This window comes from Paracidovorax wautersii, assembly GCF_900113035.1.
GTDB classification, from domain to species: Bacteria; Pseudomonadota; Gammaproteobacteria; order Burkholderiales; family Burkholderiaceae_C; genus Paracidovorax; species Paracidovorax wautersii.
Window position 1 is genome coordinate 156,875 of record NZ_FONX01000009.1, and the last position, 16,486, is coordinate 173,360.

Annotated in this window: 16 protein-coding genes; 12 read left to right on the forward strand and 4 right to left on the reverse strand. The window is 70.2% G+C overall.

Translation table 11 applies throughout. The features are described 5' to 3' along the window. Window positions 1-15: 15 nt before the first annotated feature. A complete protein-coding gene (locus BM070_RS14520; RefSeq protein WP_092940133.1) occupies window positions 16-2,112 on the reverse strand; it encodes a heavy metal translocating P-type ATPase in 2,097 nt (698 codons plus the stop codon). Between the two features lie 85 nt (window positions 2,113-2,197). On the opposite strand from BM070_RS14520, the gene BM070_RS14525 reads away from it, so the two are divergent. The 4 genes from BM070_RS14525 (at window position 2,198) to BM070_RS14540 (ending at window position 5,326) form a co-directional block, all read left to right on the forward strand. Then, complete coding sequence (locus BM070_RS14525) at window positions 2,198-2,665, forward strand: MerR family transcriptional regulator (protein ID WP_092940134.1); 468 nt, start codon at window positions 2,198-2,200, stop codon at window positions 2,663-2,665. A gap of 123 nt (window positions 2,666-2,788) precedes the next feature. Next, complete coding sequence (locus BM070_RS14530) at window positions 2,789-3,607, forward strand: MlaE family ABC transporter permease (RefSeq protein WP_092940135.1); 819 nt, start codon at window positions 2,789-2,791, stop codon at window positions 3,605-3,607. Between the two features lie 22 nt (window positions 3,608-3,629). After that, the gene (locus BM070_RS14535; protein ID WP_092940136.1) at window positions 3,630-4,637 is read left to right on the forward strand and encodes an MlaD family protein; all 1,008 of its coding nucleotides are present in this window, start codon (window positions 3,630-3,632) and stop codon (window positions 4,635-4,637) included. Next, complete coding sequence (locus tag BM070_RS14540) at window positions 4,634-5,326, forward strand: hypothetical protein (RefSeq protein WP_092940137.1); 693 nt, start codon at window positions 4,634-4,636, stop codon at window positions 5,324-5,326. Before BM070_RS14535 ends, BM070_RS14540 begins: the two co-directional genes overlap by 4 nt. Before the next feature lie 120 nt (window positions 5,327-5,446). Here BM070_RS14540 and BM070_RS14545 read toward each other — a convergent pair whose 3' ends face one another. From BM070_RS14545 to BM070_RS14555, 3 genes are all read right to left on the reverse strand, one after another. After that, entirely contained in the window at window positions 5,447-5,635 is a 189-nt protein-coding gene (locus tag BM070_RS14545; RefSeq protein WP_092940138.1) for a hypothetical protein, read from the reverse strand. Between the two features lie 246 nt (window positions 5,636-5,881). Then, window positions 5,882-7,417, reverse strand: a complete 1,536-nt coding sequence (locus BM070_RS14550) for an NAD(P)H-hydrate dehydratase (protein ID WP_092940139.1) — start codon at window positions 7,415-7,417, stop codon at window positions 5,882-5,884. Window positions 7,418-7,469: 52 nt separating this feature from the next. Beyond that, the gene (locus BM070_RS14555; RefSeq protein WP_092940140.1) at window positions 7,470-8,723 is read right to left on the reverse strand and encodes an FAD-dependent oxidoreductase; all 1,254 of its coding nucleotides are present in this window, start codon (window positions 8,721-8,723) and stop codon (window positions 7,470-7,472) included. Window positions 8,724-9,007: 284 nt separating this feature from the next. On the opposite strand from BM070_RS14555, the gene rpsB reads away from it, so the two are divergent. The 8 genes from rpsB (at window position 9,008) to rseP (ending at window position 16,454) form a co-directional block, all read left to right on the forward strand. Continuing rightward, complete coding sequence (rpsB, locus tag BM070_RS14560) at window positions 9,008-9,760, forward strand: 30S ribosomal protein S2 (RefSeq protein WP_092940141.1); 753 nt, start codon at window positions 9,008-9,010, stop codon at window positions 9,758-9,760. 106 nt (window positions 9,761-9,866) lie between these two features. Then, a complete protein-coding gene (tsf, locus tag BM070_RS14565) occupies window positions 9,867-10,793 on the forward strand; it encodes a translation elongation factor Ts (protein ID WP_092940142.1) in 927 nt (308 codons plus the stop codon). A 59-nt stretch (window positions 10,794-10,852) separates the two neighbouring features. Continuing rightward, entirely contained in the window at window positions 10,853-11,575 is a 723-nt protein-coding gene (gene pyrH, locus BM070_RS14570; RefSeq protein WP_092940143.1) for a UMP kinase, read from the forward strand. 46 nt (window positions 11,576-11,621) lie between these two features. Beyond that, window positions 11,622-12,182 carry a ribosome recycling factor gene (frr, locus tag BM070_RS14575; protein ID WP_092940144.1) on the forward strand — a complete coding sequence of 187 codons (561 nt, stop codon included), beginning with the start codon at window positions 11,622-11,624 and terminating at the stop codon, window positions 12,180-12,182. Between the two features lie 51 nt (window positions 12,183-12,233). Further along, window positions 12,234-12,974 carry a polyprenyl diphosphate synthase gene (uppS, locus tag BM070_RS14580; protein WP_092940145.1) on the forward strand — a complete coding sequence of 247 codons (741 nt, stop codon included), beginning with the start codon at window positions 12,234-12,236 and terminating at the stop codon, window positions 12,972-12,974. A gap of 58 nt (window positions 12,975-13,032) precedes the next feature. After that, window positions 13,033-13,887, forward strand: coding sequence for a phosphatidate cytidylyltransferase (locus tag BM070_RS14585; protein WP_092940146.1), 855 nt, complete (start codon window positions 13,033-13,035; stop codon window positions 13,885-13,887). Further along, window positions 13,884-15,068 carry a 1-deoxy-D-xylulose-5-phosphate reductoisomerase gene (gene ispC, locus BM070_RS14590; RefSeq protein WP_092940147.1) on the forward strand — a complete coding sequence of 395 codons (1,185 nt, stop codon included), beginning with the start codon at window positions 13,884-13,886 and terminating at the stop codon, window positions 15,066-15,068. The genes BM070_RS14585 and ispC overlap by 4 nt, the downstream gene beginning before the upstream one ends. Before the next feature lie 21 nt (window positions 15,069-15,089). After that, window positions 15,090-16,454 carry an RIP metalloprotease RseP gene (gene rseP / locus BM070_RS14595; RefSeq protein ID WP_092940148.1) on the forward strand — a complete coding sequence of 455 codons (1,365 nt, stop codon included), beginning with the start codon at window positions 15,090-15,092 and terminating at the stop codon, window positions 16,452-16,454. Window positions 16,455-16,486: the final 32 nt, after the last annotated feature.

Genomic DNA, 16,486 nt, shown 5'->3' on the forward strand with positions numbered 1-16,486 from the left:
ATCGCCGGCAGTCGCTCAGGCCTTGGCCGGGCTGCGCAGCATGCGCAGCCCGTTGCCCACCACCAGCAGGCTGGCGCCCATGTCGGCGAACACGGCCATCCACATGGTGGCCTCGCCGGCCAGCGCCAGGCCGAAGAACACGGCCTTGATGCCCAGCGCCAGGGTGATGTTCTGCAGCAGCACGGCATGGGTGCGGCGCGAGAGGCGCACGGTCTCGGCCACGCGGCGCAGGTCGTCGTTCATGATGACCACGTCGGCGGTTTCCATGGCCACGTCGGTGCCGGCCGCGCCCATGGCGAAGCCGATGTCGGCCCGGGCCAGGGCCGGGGCGTCGTTGATGCCGTCGCCGGCCATGGCCGTGGGGCCGTGGCGCTGCTGCAGCGCGGCGATGGCGGTGAGCTTCTGTTCGGGCAGCAGGCCGGCCTGCACGTCGTCGATGCCAGCCTCGCGCGCGGCGGCGTGGGCGGCGGCGGCATGGTCGCCGGTGAGCATGACGGGCACGATGCCCAGGGCGCGCAGCTCGGCCACAGCCTGCGCGGCCTGCGGGCGCACGGTGTCGGCCACCGCGAAGAGGGCGTGCACGGCGGTGGCGTCGGCCAGCAGGGTCACGCTGCGGCCGGCGGCTTCGTGCGCGGCGGCGGCTTCCTCCACCGCTGCGGTCCAGAGGCCGCGCTCTTCGGCCAGGCGGCGGTTGCCCAGCAGCCAGGTGGCGCCTGCGATGCGGCCGGTGACGCCCCGGCCGGGCAGGGCGGTGAAGTCCTCCACCGGCAGCGGGGTGCCTGCCGTGCCCGGCGCGGCCAGGCCGGCGGCGATGGCCAGCGAGACGGGGTGGTCCGAGTGCCCGGCCAGGGCGGCGGCCACGTCTTCGGCGCCGTCATGGCCGAAGACGTGACTGCCCACCAGCACCGGGCGGCCGGCGGTCACCGTGCCGGTCTTGTCGAAGGCCACGGCGCGCAGGCTGCGGGCCTGCTCCAGCCAGCTGCCGCCCTTGATGAGAATGCCGCGCCGCGCGGCCGCCGCCAGCCCGCTGACCACGGTGACGGGCGTGGAGAGCACCAGCGCGCAGGGGCAGGCGATGACCAGCAGCACCAGGGCGCGGTAGATGGCGTCCAGCCAGGCCCAGCCCAGCAGCAGCGGCGCACCCACGGCCACGGCGGCGGCCATGATGAAGATGGCGGGCGTGTAGATGGCGGCGAAGCGGTCCACCAGCCGCTGGGTGGGTGCGCGCGTGGCCTGGGCCTCTTCCACGGCGCGGATGATGCGGTCCAGCGTGGTCTGGCCGGGCGCGGAGGTCACGCGCAGCTGCAGTTCGGCCTGCGCGTTGAGCGTGCCGGCGAAGAGGCCGTCGCCGGGGGCCTTGTCCACGGCCAGGCTCTCGCCCGTCACGCTGGATTCATCGACCGCGCCGCGGCCGGCCGTCACCACGCCGTCGAGCGGCACGCGGGCGCCGGGGCGCACGCGCACGGTGGCGCCCACGGACACCTCGGCGGCGGCTACGGTGCGCCACTGGCCGTCCGCGCCCAGCAGCTCGGCCTGCTCGGGGCTGAGCGCCAGCAGCGCACCGATGGCGTTGCGTGCGCGGCCCACGGCGCCGTCCTCGATGCGTTCGGCCAGGGCGTAGAGCGCCATCACCATGGCGGCCTCGGGCCACTGCCCGATCAGGAAGGCGCCGGTGACGGCCACCGCCATCAGCGCGCTGATGCCCAGCTGCCCGCGCAGCACGGAGCGGATGCCGCTGCGGTAGATGCCCAGCCCCGCGAGCAGGATGGCGCCCGCCGCCACCGCCATGCCGGCCACGCGCCAGGGCGTGGTGTCCGGCCCCAGCAGGTGCAGCAGCTCGGCGGCCGTGGCCGCCACCAGCGCCGCGGCCAGCCGGCCCCAGCCGGGCAGGGCGCCGTGGTCGTGGCCGTCATGGCCGCTGTCGTCGCTGCCATGGCTGTGGTCATGGGCGTGTGCGTCGCCCTCGGCGTGGTCGTGATCGTGGCTGTGTCCATGGCCGGGCGCAGCGGGCCTGGCGGGCGGGGCGGAGCAGCCGCCGCCGCAGCAGGCGATGTCGATGCGCGGCGGGGTGGCAGCGGCGCGGGCGGTGGATGGGCGGGTGGCCTCGGTCATGGCGTGGGGAATCCTCTTGAGTGCGGCCCGCTCCCGGCAGGCCATGCCATGATTGAAAACCTTGAAGCCACTCGAAGGTCAAGCCATGTCCACGCCAAGCCCCCACTACCGTATCGGCGACGCTGCCCGCCTTTCGGGCGTGTCGGCCGCCAACATCCGCTACTACGACAAGGAAGGCCTGCTGCCCGCCCAGGCCCGGGCCGAGAACAGCTACCGGCTCTATGGCGACGACGACGTGCATCGCCTGCGCTTCATCCGCCTGTGCCGCGCCATGGACATGTCGCTGGACGAGGTGCGCTCGCTGCTGGCGCTGGACGTGCATTCCGAGGAAGACGGCCACGCCGCCTGCGCCACGCTGGACGGGCACCTGAGCCACGTCCGCACGCGGCTCGACGAGCTGCGCGTGCTGGAGTCCGAGCTGCTCTCGCTGCGCGGGCGCTGCAACGGCCAGGGCGCGCAGTGCCGCGTGATCGAGGCGCTGCACGAACGCGCCGACGCCCAGCCCGCGCCGCCGCCCGTGCCGCCCGTGCCGGCCAGCCGCCGGCATGTGTGATGCGGCGCGGCGGCGGGTGGCTTGCAATCTGCTCTGAAAGTGATAGCTGCCTGCCCAGATGGATCAAGCGCTATCGCCTGATTTGTTACCTTTTTCCGCAGCGCTGCCCCTATCATCGGCCCGATGACGACCCGCTCCGTGCCCCTCTCGCCCCTGAGCCTTGCCGAACGCATTGGCCGGGCCGTGCGGCAGCGGGCGCTGGCCTGGTGGCGCATCGTTCATCTGGCGGCGGTGGTGGCGGTGCTGGTGCTCTCGCCCTCCAGCTGGGGCCGGGCGGCGCGCTGGCGCGTGGCGCGGCATGTGGTGCGCGACACGGTGCCCATCCTGCTCGGCTTCACGGTGCTCGCGGCGCTCATCAGCCTGGTCATCACGCGCATCGTGGTCGTCACCGCGCAGAGCTACGGCCTTTCGCGCTATGCGCTGGAGATGGTCATCCGCGTGCTGGTGCTGGAGCTGATCCCGCTCACCGCCTCGCTCTTCGTGGCCCTGCGCGCCACCATCCCGAACGGCACGCAGATGGCGCTGCTGCGCCAGTCCGGCCGCTTCGACGCGCTGCGCGGCCGCGGCGCCGACCCGGTGCGCGTGGAGATCCTGCCGCGCGTGGTGGCGGGCGTCTATGCCAGCATCACCCTGGCGGCGCTCTCGTGCGTGGTGGCCGTGGTCACCACCTATCTGGCCGTCTATGGCTTCAACGCGGCGGAGCTGGCGGGCTACACCCGCATGTTCGGCCAGGTCTTCACGCCGCAGATCACGCTGGTGTTCGGGCTCAAGACGCTGTTCTTCAGCCTGGCGGTGGCGCTCATTCCCATGGCCTCGGGCCTCTACGAGAGCGGCGATGCGCGCACGGCCATGCAGCCGGCGTCCGAGCTGGGCGGCCTGGCGCGCATGTTCGCCGTGCTGCTGCTGATCGAGGTCACGTCCCTGGTCGGCAACTATTACTGAAGAAGACAACCCCTTTCCCGCGATGAACCGCCCCTCCGATCCTCCCGCGCCACCGGCGCCGCCCGAGCCCGCCGACGACCTGCTGCTGCGCCCCGTCGCCCATCTGGAGCGCAAAGCCGCCGGGCTGCTGGCGCTCACGCTCGCCCTCATCGTGGGCGCGGCGCTCTACCTGATGTATGCGCGCGGCGTGTTCGAGCCCACGCAGCGGCTGGTGCTCACCGCCGACGATTCCGAAGGCGTGGCCGTGGGCATGGACATGACCTTTTCCGGCTTTCCCATCGGCCGGGTGCGCAGCATCGAGCTGGCGCCCGACGGCAACGTGCGCATCGCCATCGACGTGGCCCGGCGCGACGCGCACTGGCTGCGCGAATCCAGCGTCTTCACCCTGGTGCGCGGCATCGTGGGCGGCACCACCATCAAGGCCTACAGCGGCATCCTGACCGATCCGCCGCTGCCTGACGGCGCCCAGCGCCCCGTGCTGCGCGGCGACGCCACGGCCGAGATCCCGCAGCTGATGGCCTCCGCCCGAGAACTCATGGGCAATCTCAGCGCCATGACGGCCGAAGGCTCGCCCCTGAACGGCACCGTGGGCCAGGTGCGCACGCTGACCGAGCGGCTCAACGCCCCGGGCGGCGCGCTGGGCGTGCTGATGGGCAGCGAATCCGACGCGAAGAAGATCACCCAGACGCTGGACCGCACCAACCAGCTGCTGGCCCGCATCGACGCCATGGCCGCCAAGGCCGACCGGCAGGTGTTCGGCGCGGGCGGCGACCCGGGCCTGGTGCCCGAGGTGCGCGCCACCGTGGTGCAGCTCAACGGCCTGCTCGCCGACACGCGCCAGAGCCTGAAGAAGGTCGATGCCGTGCTGGCCGAAGCCCAGGCCATCGGCGCCAATACCCGAGAAGCCACCACCGACCTGGGCACCCTGCGCGCCGAGGTGGAGGCCAGCCTGCGCAAGGTCGAAGGGCTGGTGAACGACGTCCAGCGCAAATGGCCTTTCGCGCGCGAAACCGAATTGAAGCTGCCATGACCCTGCCCAGCCCCCTTGCCGCGCTGCTGCCTGCGGCGCCCCTCGCCGTCATCACCCTGGCGCTGCTGGCCGGCTGCGCCAGCCGCCCGCCCGCGCCCGACTGGGCCCTGAACGCGCACGATGCCGCGGCCCGCGCTACCGAGGCCTATCTGTCGGGCGACAGCCGCGTGGCCGATCTGGAATGGTCGCGCGCACGCGCCGAGGTGGCCCGCACCGGCCGGCCCGACCTGCTGGCCCGCGTGGAGCTGCTGCGCTGCGCGGCGCAGCGGGCCGCGCTCGACCTGCAGCCCTGCACCGCCTTCGAGGCCCTGCGGCCCGACGCGCAGCCGCCCGAGCGTGCCTATGCCGATTACCTGGCCGGCCACTTGGCGCCGGCCGACGCGGCCCTGCTGCCGCCAGCCCAGCGCCAGGCGGCGCAGGCCACCCAGGCAGGCGCCATCGCCGGCATCGAAGACCCGCTCTCGCGGCTGGTGGCCGCATCGGTCGCCGTGCAGGCCGGGCGCAGCGACGACGCAGTGCTGGCCGCCGCGGCCGATGCGGCTTCGGCGCGCGGCTGGCGCCGGCCGCTGCTGGCCTGGCTGGGCCTGCGTGCCCGGCTGGCGGCGGAACGTGGCGATGCGGCGGCCGCCGCAGCCCTGCAGCGCCGTATCGCGCTGGTGCAGGCGCAGGGATCGCCGCAAAAGCCCTGAGCAAAAGTCCACGGGCGTAAAAAAGCCGCCTGCAGGGGCGGCTATATCAATGGAACAGCTGGGCGTGCGCTGCGCGCAGGCGAGGGCGCCGGAGTTGTCGGCCCCCGGCGCTTCAGCGCCTCACTCGATCACGTCGGACGGCAGGATGCTGTCGAGATGGCTGGGCAGGCTCACCATCGAATCGGCTGCCTGCACGGCCTGTTCGGGCACCAGCGTCATGGCCGTCGCCGCAACGGCCAGCAGAACGGTCACGGCAAAGGCGGTGAATGCGGTGAACGCGCGGAGTCCGGAGGATGCTTGGCGTTTCATGGCAGTGGTCCTGGGTTGCGGTGGAAGATGTCTGTGGACGCCGGCAGGGCGCGATGGCGTATGGGAATTAAACGCCCCGACCTTGCCGAAAGTTGTCGGACAAACCGCCTCGGACACGTGCGATGACCGCAGTTACTTCTGTTTGCCAAACCGCCGCAAACACCCTCGGCACCGGCTGACGCCGGGGCCTTTTCAGCCGTGCGGATGGGCTCGGGCGGCCTGAGCGAGCCTCGTGTGCCTGGCCCGTCAGGGCGCCAGTGCCCGCGCCAGTGCCGATGCCGTCAGTGCCTGCCCGGCCGGCCAGGAGTCCGCTGCAGCGCCGTGCATCCAGCAGGCACGCAGCGCCGCTTCGAAGGCTGCATCGGCCTCGTCCTCGGGCAGTGCAGCCAGCGCGGCGCCCAGCAGGCCGGCCAGCACGTCGCCGGTGCCGCCTGTGGCCAGCAGGCCATTGCCGGTGGGGTTGATGCGCGGCGTCTGCCCGGGCGCTGCCACCACGCTGCCCGAGCCCTTGAGCACCACAGCACAGCGATAGCGGCGGGCCAGCGCGGCGGCGGCCTGCAGCCGGTCGGCCTGGACGCTGCCGGTGTCCGAGCCCAGCAGGCGCGCGGCCTCCAGCGGATGCGGCGTGATGACGGTGGCGCCGCTGCCGTGCCGGTCGGCGCGGCGGCTGAGCTGTTGCTGCAGGGCCCCGTCCTCGGCCACGGCGTTGAGCGCGTCGGCATCCAGCACCAGCCGCTGCGCGCGCTGCAGCACTTCGGGCAGCACCGCGCGCACGGCCTGGCCGCCACCGCAGCCGCACACCACGGTGGCTTGTTCCAGCGCCAGCGCATCGAAACGGCGCAGCATGCATTCGGGCTGCAGCAGGTCGGCCTGCAAGGCGCCGCCATCCAGCAGGCTGAGCATGACCCGGCCCGCGCCACCGTGCAGCGCGGCCGAGGCTGCGAGCAGGGCCGCGCCCGTCATGCCCATGCCACGCGCCGAGAGCCCTTCGCCGCCGACCACGGCCACATCGCCGTGGCTGCCCTTGTGGCTGGCATGGGCGCGGGTGCTGGGCCGGGCCGGTGCGGAAAGCCAGGCGGCGGGCGGCTCTTGCATGGATGCAACGCCCAGGTCGTCGAACCAGACCTGGCCCGCCTCGTCGCGGCCCAGGCCGGTGAAGAGGCCGGGGTGCAGCGTCAGCAGCGACAACGTCTGCCGGGGCGATGCTGGGCGTGTGCGGACGGAGGATGGCGCCAGCCCGGGCGCGAACTGGCCCGTGTCCGAGATCAGGCCGGAGGGCACGTCCACGCACAGCACGGGCGCGGTGCTCGTGCGCAGCCGGTTCAGCAGGTGCTGCAGATGGGCCTGGGGCGCGCGGCCTTGCCGGTCGGCGGAGAGGCCGATGCCCAGCAGCGCGTCGATGCAGAGGTCATGCGGGCCCAGATCCGTGGGGGCGTCGTCCTGGAACGGCACGCCGGCATCACGGGCGCGCTGCCAGGAGGCGAGGGCGTCCGCTGGCGCGGTTGCGGGCCGGCCGGCCCAGCTCACCACCACCCGGTGGCCGGCCTGGTGCAGCAGGGCCGCGGCTTCCAGCCCGTCGCCGCCGTTGTTGCCCGGCCCGCAGGCCAGCCAGATGGTGCCCGCATGCGGGGCGATGGCCGTGGCTAGCCGCGCCACCGCCGCACCGGCGCGCTGCATCAGCGCGTGCGCGGGCGATGAACGGCTGGCCGCGGCTTCCAGCCGCTGGGTGGTGGCCGTGTCGTGCAGCGGATGGGGGCGGTCGAAGGCGAGGCGCTGGAGCATGCGGCCATTGTGGCGCGGGCCGGTGCCGATGCCTGCCGTGCAGGCGAGTCGGTCAGAAGCGGCGCAGCGCCAGCGCCTGCACGTCGAGGGCCGGCGCGCGCTGCGCCAGCAGGTCGGCCAGCACGCGCGCGCTGCCGCAGGCCTGGGCCCAGCCGGCGGCGCCGTGGCCCGCGTTCAGCCACACGCCCGGCACGCCGCTGGCACCCAGCACGGGCGCGCCATCGGGCAGGGTGGGGCGGGCGCCGCGCCAGACCTGCACCTGGGGCGACGAGAGCTGCGTTCCGCCCGGGAACCAGCCCGACAGCGTGTGATAGAGCCGCTGCAGCGTCGGCTCGTGGTGGATGGCGCCGTGGCGGCCCAGCTCGGCACCGCCCGACACGCGGATGCGCTGGCCCTGGCGGGTGATGGTGACGCGGTGCAGCGGGTCGATCACGGCGCCCTGCGGCGCGTGGTATTCGTCGCGCAGCGGCGCGCTGATCGAATAGCCGTGCATGGCCCTTACCGGCAGCGGCACGCCCAGCGGCTGCAGCAGCCCGGCGCTCGCCATGCCGGCGCAGACGACGACGGCGTCGAAGCGGCGCAGTTCGCCTGCGGAGGCGTCTGCCAGCCGCAGCCCGACGGGCGAATGCGCGATGGCCTGCACCCGCGACTGGAACTGGAAGCGCGCGCCCATCTCCTGGGCGGCGTGGCGCAGCATCTGGGCGAAGAGGCGGCAGTTGCCGGATTCGCCGTCGGGCGCATGCAGCGCGCCGGCGAGCGGCACCTCTGCGCTCAGTCCCGGCTCGATCAGGCGGGCCATGTCGGCATCGATCAGGTTCACGGTGGCGCCCGCATCGCGCAGCGCCTGCAGGGCCGGCTGCATCAGCGTGTCCGCTTCCTGCTCGGTGCGCAGCAGCACGAGCGTGCCGCGGCTGCTTTCGGCGTCGAGCTCCATGTCGGCGGCGATCTGCCGGGTGCGCTCCAGGCTGTACTGGCCCAGCCGTGCCAGCGCGGCGAGACGGGCGGGTGCCGCGAGCGAACGGGCGGCCTTGCGCCAGCGCCAGAGCCACGCCAGCGCGGCCCGGCCGCCGCCCGCCAGCCGCAGCGTGGCGTGTGCCCCGAGCATCTGGCGGTAGAGCGGCCCGCCCATGCCGGGCACGGTCCAGGGGATGAGCAGGGAAGGGGCGAGCAGGCCGGGGATGGCGAAGCTCGACTCTTCGGCGGCGGCGCTGCGTTGCTCGAAAACGGTGACGGAGTGGCCGTCTCGGGCCAGTTCAAGGGCGGTGGCGGTGCCGACGATACCGGCTCCGACGATGGCGATCTGCATAGGGAGGCGATTATCCGCCGGGCCGCCTGTCGATGGGCGCCTATAGCTATTGTTTTGGTAGTGCACCAGGCGGGCCCGGGGCGGGCCGCTGCGGCAGGTGGCCTGAACCGCTGTGCTAGAATCCCTGGGTTTTGCCGAGGATTGCAGGCCAATGGGGCCCTGCTGCCAGAGGCAAGACGAATCGCAAACCAGCCCTCCCAAGGTGTCGCTCTTTCATGTGCCGTGCAGGCCGTGGGCGCGAATGTCGGGGCTGGATTTTAGACCTAACCTTTTGGAGTATTCCTATGTCCGTCACCATGCGCGAAATGCTGGAAGCCGGTGTCCACTTTGGCCACCAAACCCGTTTCTGGAACCCCAAGATGGCTCCGTACATCTTCGGCCATCGCAACAAGATCCACATCATCAACCTGGAAAAGTCGCTCCCGATGTTCCAGGAAGCGCAGAAGTTCGCCAAGCAGCTGGCCGCCAGCCGCGGCACCATCCTGATGGTCGGCACGAAGCGCCAGGCTCGCGAAATCCTCGCCACGGAAGCCCAGCGCGCCGGCGTGCCTTTCGTTGACCAGCGCTGGCTGGGCGGCATGCTGACCAACTTCAAGACCGTCAAGACCTCCATCAAGCGTCTGAAGGACATGAAGGCTCAGCTCGAAGGCGGCCTGGACAGCCTGAGCAAGAAGGAACAGCTGACGTTCACCCGCGAAATCGAGAAGCTCGAGCGCGACATCGGCGGCATCCAGGACATGAACGCTCTGCCCGACGCCATCTTCGTCATCGACGTCGGCTTCCACAAGATCGCCATCGCCGAAGCCAAGAAGCTGGGCATCCCGCTGATCGGCGTGGTGGACTCCAACCACTCGCCCGAAGGCATCGACTACGTGATCCCCGGTAACGACGACTCGGCCAAGGCCGTGACGCTGTACGCCCGTGGCATCGCCGACGCCATCATCGAAGGCCGTGCCAACGCCGTGAACGACGTGGTCAAGGCTGTGGCGAAGGAAGGCTCGGACGAATTCGTGGAAGTGGAAGAAACCGCTGCCTGAAGTCCCGGCCGCGCGACGACGTCGCGAATGAAAGCGGGGCCTTTGTGAGCCCCCTTTTTTTTAGCCTTTTAGTCTGTAACGAACCGAACGAAACTGGAGAGAATCGATGGCTGCAATTACCGCAAGCATGGTCGCTGAACTGCGCGCGAAGACCGATGCCCCGATGATGGAATGCAAGAAGGCCCTGACGGAAGCCGACGGCGACCTAGCCAAGGCCGAAGAGCTGCTGCGCGTCAAGCTGGGCACCAAGGCCGGCAAGGCCGCTGCCCGCATCACCGCTGAAGGCGTGGTCGCCAGCTTCATCGACGGCACGACCGGTGGCCTGATCGAAGTCAACAGCGAAACCGACTTCGTCAGCAAGAACGACAGCTTCATCGGCCTGGCCAAGGCTGCCGCCGAGCTGGTCGCCAAGCACAACCCCGCCGACGTGGAAGCCCTGGGCGCGCTGCCCTACAGCCAGGACGGCTTCGGCCCCACGCTGGAAGAAGTGCGCAAGGGCCTGATCGGCAAGATCGGCGAGAACATGTCGTTCCGCCGCTTCAAGCACTTCTCGGGCGCCAAGCTGGCTTCCTACCTGCACGGCACGCGCATCGGCGTGGTCGTCGAGTTCGAAGGCGACGAAACCGCTGCCAAGGACGTGGCCATGCACATCGCCGCCATGAAGCCCGTGGCCCTGACCAGCGCCGACGTGCCCGCCGAGCTGATCGCCAAGGAACGCGCCGTTGCCGAAGGCAAGGCCGACGAAGCCAACAAGGAACTGATCGCTGCCGGCAAGCCTGCGCAAAGCGCGGAAATCACCGCCAAGCGCATCGACGGCGCCGTTCAGAAGTACCTGAAGGAAGTCTCGCTGGCCGACCAGGTCTTCGTGAAGGCCGCCGACGGCAAGCAGACCGTGGCGCAGATGCTCAAGGCTGCCAACACCACCGTGAAGGGTTTCACCCTGTACGTCGTGGGCGAAGGCATCGAGAAGAAGGTGGACGACTTCGCAGCCGAAGTGGCTGCCCAGGTCGCCGCCGCCAAGTCCGCCGCCTGATCGGCGTTCCGGTTCCAACCCCCTTTCAGAAACCTGCATTGCCTCACGGAGAAACCCTCATGACCCTCGCCGCTCCAGCCCATAAGCGCATTCTGCTCAAGTTGTCTGGAGAGGCCCTCATGGGGGATGACGCGTTCGGCATCAACCGCGCCACCATCGTCCGCATGGTCGAAGAGATCGCCGAAGTCACCCGCATGGGTGTGCAGGTGGCGGTGGTGATCGGCGGTGGCAACATCTTCCGCGGCGTGGCCGGCGGCTCGGTCGGCATGGACCGGGCCACGGCCGACTACATGGGCATGCTGGCTACGGTCATGAATGCCCTGGCGCTGGCCGATGCCATGGACAAGCAGGGCCTCACGGCCCGCGTGATGTCCGCCATCGCGATCGAGCAGGTGGTCGAGCCCTACGTGCGCCCCAAGGCGCTGCAGTATCTGGAAGAGGGCAAGGTGGTGGTGTTCGCCGCCGGAACCGGCAACCCCTTCTTCACGACCGACACGGCCGCCGCGCTGCGTGGCGCCGAGATCGGCGCCGAGGTCGTGCTCAAGGCCACCAAGGTGGACGGCGTCTATACGGCCGACCCGATGAAGGACCCGTCCGCGACGCGCTACACGAAGCTGTCGTTCGACGAAGCCATGTCCCGCAACCTGGGCATCCTGGATGCGACGGCTTTCGCGCTGTGCCGCGACCAGAAGCTGCCCATCCGCGTCTTCTCCATCGTCAAGCACGGCGCCCTCAAGCGCGTGGTCATGGGTGAAGACGAAGGCACGCTGGTGTACGCTTGAAGACCGGCTCCGCACTTCGCGTGCGGGCCCATGCAAGGAACACAACATGACCATCGCCGACATCAAGAAGAACACCGAAGCCAAGATGGACCAATCCATCGCGGCCTTCAAGAACAACCTCTCCAAGATCCGCACCGGCCGCGCCAACCCCGCGCTGCTCGACTCGGTGCAGGTCGAGTATTACGGCTCGTTCGTGCCGCTGTCGCAGGTGGCCAACGTGTCGCTCATCGATTCGCGCACCATCAGCGTCCAGCCCTGGGAAAAGGGCATGGGCGCGAAGATCGAGAAGGCCATCCGCGAAAGCGACCTGGGCCTGAACCCGGCCTCCATGGGCGACCTGATCCGCGTGCCCATGCCCCCCATGAGCGAAGAGCGCCGCAAGGAAATGACCAAGCTGGTGCGCAACGAAGGCGAGAGCGCCAAGGTGGCCGTGCGCAACCTGCGCCGCGATGCCAACGAAGGCGTGAAGAAGCTCGTCAAGGACAAGCTGGCTTCGGAAGACGAGCAAAAGCGCTCGGAAACCGACATCCAGAAGGTCACCGACAAGCACATCGCAGAAATCGATTCCCTGGTGACCGCCAAGGAACAGGAAATCATGGCGGTCTAATCCGCCGCGTCGATGCGATTCGCCCGTTCTTTGAGTAGGGACGCTGATTCCATGTCCGCACCTCCGGCTGCCGTTCCCGCACACATCGCTATCGTGATGGATGGCAACGGCCGCTGGGCGACGCGTCGCTTCCTGCCCAGGCTGGCCGGGCACCGGCAGGGCGTGGAGTCGCTGCGCCGCTGCGCCCGCGCCTGCGTCGATCGCGGCGTGGCTGTGTTGACCGTGTTCGCCTTCTCGTCCGAGAACTGGAATCGTCCGGTGGACGAGGTGTCCGGCCTGCTGGACCTCACCGGCCGTGCGCTGGCGCGCGAAGTCCCCCATCTGCTCAAGGACGGCGTGCGCGTGCACTTCGTGGGCAACAAGGGGGCTCTGTCCGAGAAGGTGCGCCAGAGCCTGAGCGCGGCGGAATCCGCCACGGCCCACAACACGCGCCTGATCATGAACGTGTGCTTCAACTACGGCGGGCGCTGGGACATCGCGCAGGCTGCCGCCACGCTGGCGGCGCGGGGCGAGCCCATCACCGAAGCCAGCCTGCACACCACCATGGGCCTGGCCCATGTGCCGGACCCGGACCTCGTCATCCGCACGGGCGGCGAGATGCGCATCAGCAACTTCCTGCTCTGGCAGGCGGCCTATTCCGAGCTGTACTTCAGCGATCGCCTCTGGCCCGACTTCGACGAAGCCGCGCTGGACGAAGCCATCGCCGCCTTCAATCAACGCGAGCGGCGGTTCGGGCGGACTTCCGCGCAGGTCGTCGGGGCCAACGCGCAGGCCGGCGTCCTGGGCGCCTGAGCGCCCCCGTACGCTCTTCGCGTTCCTCTTTTCTTCACCCACATTCAAGGGGCCTTCCATGCTCAAACAGCGTGTCATCACGGCCCTGGTGCTGCTGGCCATTCTGCTGCCGGCCTTGTTCTATCCGTCCGTCGTTCCGTTCACCGTCGTCGTGCTGGTGCTGATGGCCGCGGGCGCCTGGGAATGGGCCCGGCTCAACGGCATCCACGGCGCGGGCGCCGTGGCCATCGGCGCCGTCTGCGTGGCGATGTGCGGCCTGACTTGGGGCTCGGGCGGGCTGCTGCAGCCGCATCCCTGGCTCTGGGCCATCGGCGGCGCTGCCTGGGTGCTGGGCTCGTCCTGGCTGCTGCATGCGGGCGTGGCCGGCTGGCCGCGCGTGCCGCGTGCCCTGCGTCTCGTGGGGGGCCTGCTCGCCCTCTGGATGGCCTGGGTGGCGGTGGTGCAGGCGCGCATGGCGGGCATCAATTTCCTGATGTCCATCCTGGTGCTGGTCTGGGTGGCCGACATCTTTGCCTATTTCGCCGGCCGTACCTTCGGCCTGCGCTTCACTCGGCGCAAGCTCGCGCCCGCCATCAGTCCCGGCAAGAGCTGGGAAGGGGCCTGGGGCGGCATGGCCGGCGTGCTGGTGCTGGCCTTCGCCTGGGTGGCGGCCGATGCCCGCTTCCAGGCTGCCGTGCCCAGCCTCTATACCCGCCTTGCCGCGTCCGGCTGGTGGCTGCTGCTGATCGGCGCACTCTTCATGGCGGCCATGAGCGTGGTCGGTGACCTGGTGGAGTCGCTCATCAAGCGCAGCGCCGGCGTCAAGGACAGCAGTGCGCTGCTGCCGGGCCATGGCGGCGTGCTGGACCGCGTGGATGCGCTGCTGCCCACGCTGCCTCTGGCCATGATGCTTTCTCACTTCGCTTTTGCATGAAACAACGCCTCACCGTTCTGGGATCGACGGGCTCCATCGGTACCAGCACGCTCGACGTGGTGGCCCGGCACCCGGACCGCTATGAAATCTTCGCCCTGAGCGCTGCCACCCAGGTCGAGCAGATGCTGGCGCAGTGCGCCCGCTTCCAGCCCCGCTTCGCCGTGATGGCCAGCGCCGAGCACGCCCGCCTGCTGGCCGACAAGTTGCAGGCCAATGGGCTGTCCACGCAGGTGATTCAAGCGCCTGATGCTCTTGAAACGATAGCATCCCATGCCGACGTCGATCTCGTCATGGCGGCGATCGTGGGTGCGGCAGGGCTGGCCCCGTGCCTGGCCGCCGCGCGCGCGGGCAAGCGCCTGCTGCTGGCCAACAAGGAAGCGCTGGTGGTGGGCGGCGAAGTGTTCATGTCCGCGGTCAAGGCCGGTGGCGCCACCTTGCTGCCCATCGACAGCGAGCATTCGGCCATCTTCCAAAGCCTGCCGGAAGATGCATCCACCTGGGCGCGCCGCATCGACCACGTGCTGCTCACCGCCTCGGGCGGCCCCTTCCGCTCGCGCGACCCCGGCACGCTGCGGGGCGTCACGCCCGAAGAGGCCTGCGCCCACCCCAACTTCTCGATGGGGCGCAAGATCTCGGTCGATTCGGCCACCATGATGAACAAGGCCCTCGAAGTGATCGAGGCGCGCTGGCTTTTCGATCTGGCGCCCGAGCAGATCAAGGTCGTCATCCATCCGCAGCAGATCATCCACTCGATGGTGCAGTTCGTCGATGCCTCGATCATCGCCCAGCTGGGCACGCCCGACATGCGGGTGCCCATCGCCTGCGGCCTGGCCTGGCCCGAGCGGATCGAAAGCGGTGCGGCGCGGCTGGACTTCGCAGCGCTGGCCGGCCTCACCTTCGAAGAGGCCGATGCGGTCCGCTTCCCCGGCCTGCACCTGTCCTGGCAGGCGCTGCGTTCGGCCCCGGGCACCACGGCCGTGCTGAATGCCGCCAATGAGGTGGCCGTGGAGGCCTTCCTGGGCCGCCGTATCCGCTTCGACCAGATCCATCAGCTCAACCTTGCAACTTTGGAGGCGGTGCTGCCCTCCAAGCCGGATTCGCTCGAAGCCCTGATGGCCCTGGATGCCCAGGCCCGCAGCGCGGCCCGCCAGGTGGCGGAGCGGCTGGCTTCGTCCCACTGACCCTCGCTGGACACCCTCCCCATGCTGTTGACCTTGGCGGCTTTCGTCGTTGCGCTGGGCCTGCTGATCGCGGTGCATGAGTACGGCCACTACCGGGTCGCCGTGGCCTGCGGCGTCAAGGTGCTGCGCTTTTCCATCGGCTTCGGCAAGCCGCTGCTGCGCTGGCAGCCTCAGGGCTCGCCCACCGAATTCGTGATCGGCGCCATCCCGCTGGGCGGCTACGTGCGCATGCTCGACGAGCGGGAGGCGCCCGTGCCCGAAGAAGAGCGCCACCTGGCGTTCAACAACCAGCCGCTGCGTTCGCGCGCTGCCATCGTCGCGGCCGGCCCGGTCGCCAATCTGCTGCTGGCCGTGGTGCTGTATGCCGCTGTCAGCTGGCTGGGCATCCAGGAGCCCAAGGCCTATCTCGCCAGCCCCGTGGCGGGCTCCGTGGCCGAGCGTGCCGGCCTGCAGGGCGGCGACCTGGTGCTGAGCGGCGCGCTGGATGGCGACGAGGCCGAGCCCGTGCGCTCGTTCGAAGACCTGCGCTGGCTGCTCACGCGTGGCGCGCTGGACGGCAACAATCTCCGGCTCGAAGTGCAGCCCGCATCGGGCACGGCTCCGCGCCAGTACATGCTGGAACTGGCGCAGATGGGGAGCCGCGAGGCCGACGCCCAGCTGTTTCGCAAGATCGGCATCGTCGGGCCCTGGACGCGCCCCGTGCTGGGTGGCGTGATGCCCGGCGGCGCGGCCGAGCGTGCCGGTCTGCGCGAAGGCGACGTGGTGCGGCAGATCGGCTCGACGCCGGTGGTGGACGGCCAGCAGCTGCGCGACCTCATTCGTGCCTCCGTGCGCGACGGGAAGCCGCTGGCGCAGCCGTGGAGCATCGAGCGCGGCGGCCAGCCGATGACCGTGCAGGTCACGCCCGAAATGCATCTGGACGGCGGCGTGCCCATCGGCCGCATTGCCGCCTATGTGGGCGCGCCGCCCCAGCTCGTCACCGTGCGCAGCGGCCCGCTCGAAGGGATCTGGAAGGGTGCCACGCGCACCTGGGAAGTCTCGATGCTCACGCTCAAGATGATGGGGCGCATGGTGATCGGCGAGGCTTCGCTGAAGAACCTCAGCGGGCCGCTCACCATCGCCGACTATGCGGGCCGCTCCGCGAGCCTGGGCCTCACCCAGTACCTGGCGTTCCTGGCGCTGATCAGCGTCAGCCTGGGCGTGCTGAACCTGCTGCCGCTGCCCGTCCTCGATGGTGGGCACCTGATGTATTATCTTTGGGAAGGCTTGACGGGCAAGGGCGTATCGGAAGCCTGGATGGATCGCCTGCAGCGCGGCGGTGTCGCAGTGCTGCTCCTGATGATGTCCATTGCCCTTTTCAACGATGTCACCCGCCTGTTTGGCTAACTTCCTGCCGCACCTGTCACGCAGCATCGGCT

Coding starts and splice junctions, on each gene's coding strand:
- BM070_RS14530 (WP_092940135.1), top strand. CDS start 2,789: ATGACGACCCGCTCCGTGCCCCTCTCGCCCCTGAGCCTTGCCGAACGC.
- BM070_RS14540 (WP_092940137.1), top strand. CDS start 4,634: ATGACCCTGCCCAGCCCCCTTGCCGCGCTGCTGCCTGCGGCGCCCCTC.
- BM070_RS14585 (WP_092940146.1), top strand. CDS start 13,033: ATGCTCAAACAGCGTGTCATCACGGCCCTGGTGCTGCTGGCCATTCTG.
- BM070_RS14550 (WP_092940139.1), bottom strand. CDS start 7,417: ATGCTCCAGCGCCTCGCCTTCGACCGCCCCCATCCGCTGCACGACACG.
- BM070_RS14535 (WP_092940136.1), top strand. CDS start 3,630: ATGAACCGCCCCTCCGATCCTCCCGCGCCACCGGCGCCGCCCGAGCCC.
- tsf (WP_092940142.1), top strand. CDS start 9,867: ATGGCTGCAATTACCGCAAGCATGGTCGCTGAACTGCGCGCGAAGACC.
- BM070_RS14555 (WP_092940140.1), bottom strand. CDS start 8,723: ATGCAGATCGCCATCGTCGGAGCCGGTATCGTCGGCACCGCCACCGCC.
- BM070_RS14520 (WP_092940133.1), bottom strand. CDS start 2,112: ATGACCGAGGCCACCCGCCCATCCACCGCCCGCGCCGCTGCCACCCCG.
- pyrH (WP_092940143.1), top strand. CDS start 10,853: ATGACCCTCGCCGCTCCAGCCCATAAGCGCATTCTGCTCAAGTTGTCT.
- rpsB (WP_092940141.1), top strand. CDS start 9,008: ATGTCCGTCACCATGCGCGAAATGCTGGAAGCCGGTGTCCACTTTGGC.
- rseP (WP_092940148.1), top strand. CDS start 15,090: ATGCTGTTGACCTTGGCGGCTTTCGTCGTTGCGCTGGGCCTGCTGATC.
- BM070_RS14545 (WP_092940138.1), bottom strand. CDS start 5,635: ATGAAACGCCAAGCATCCTCCGGACTCCGCGCGTTCACCGCATTCACC.
- frr (WP_092940144.1), top strand. CDS start 11,622: ATGACCATCGCCGACATCAAGAAGAACACCGAAGCCAAGATGGACCAA.
- uppS (WP_092940145.1), top strand. CDS start 12,234: ATGTCCGCACCTCCGGCTGCCGTTCCCGCACACATCGCTATCGTGATG.
- ispC (WP_092940147.1), top strand. CDS start 13,884: ATGAAACAACGCCTCACCGTTCTGGGATCGACGGGCTCCATCGGTACC.
- BM070_RS14525 (WP_092940134.1), top strand. CDS start 2,198: ATGTCCACGCCAAGCCCCCACTACCGTATCGGCGACGCTGCCCGCCTT.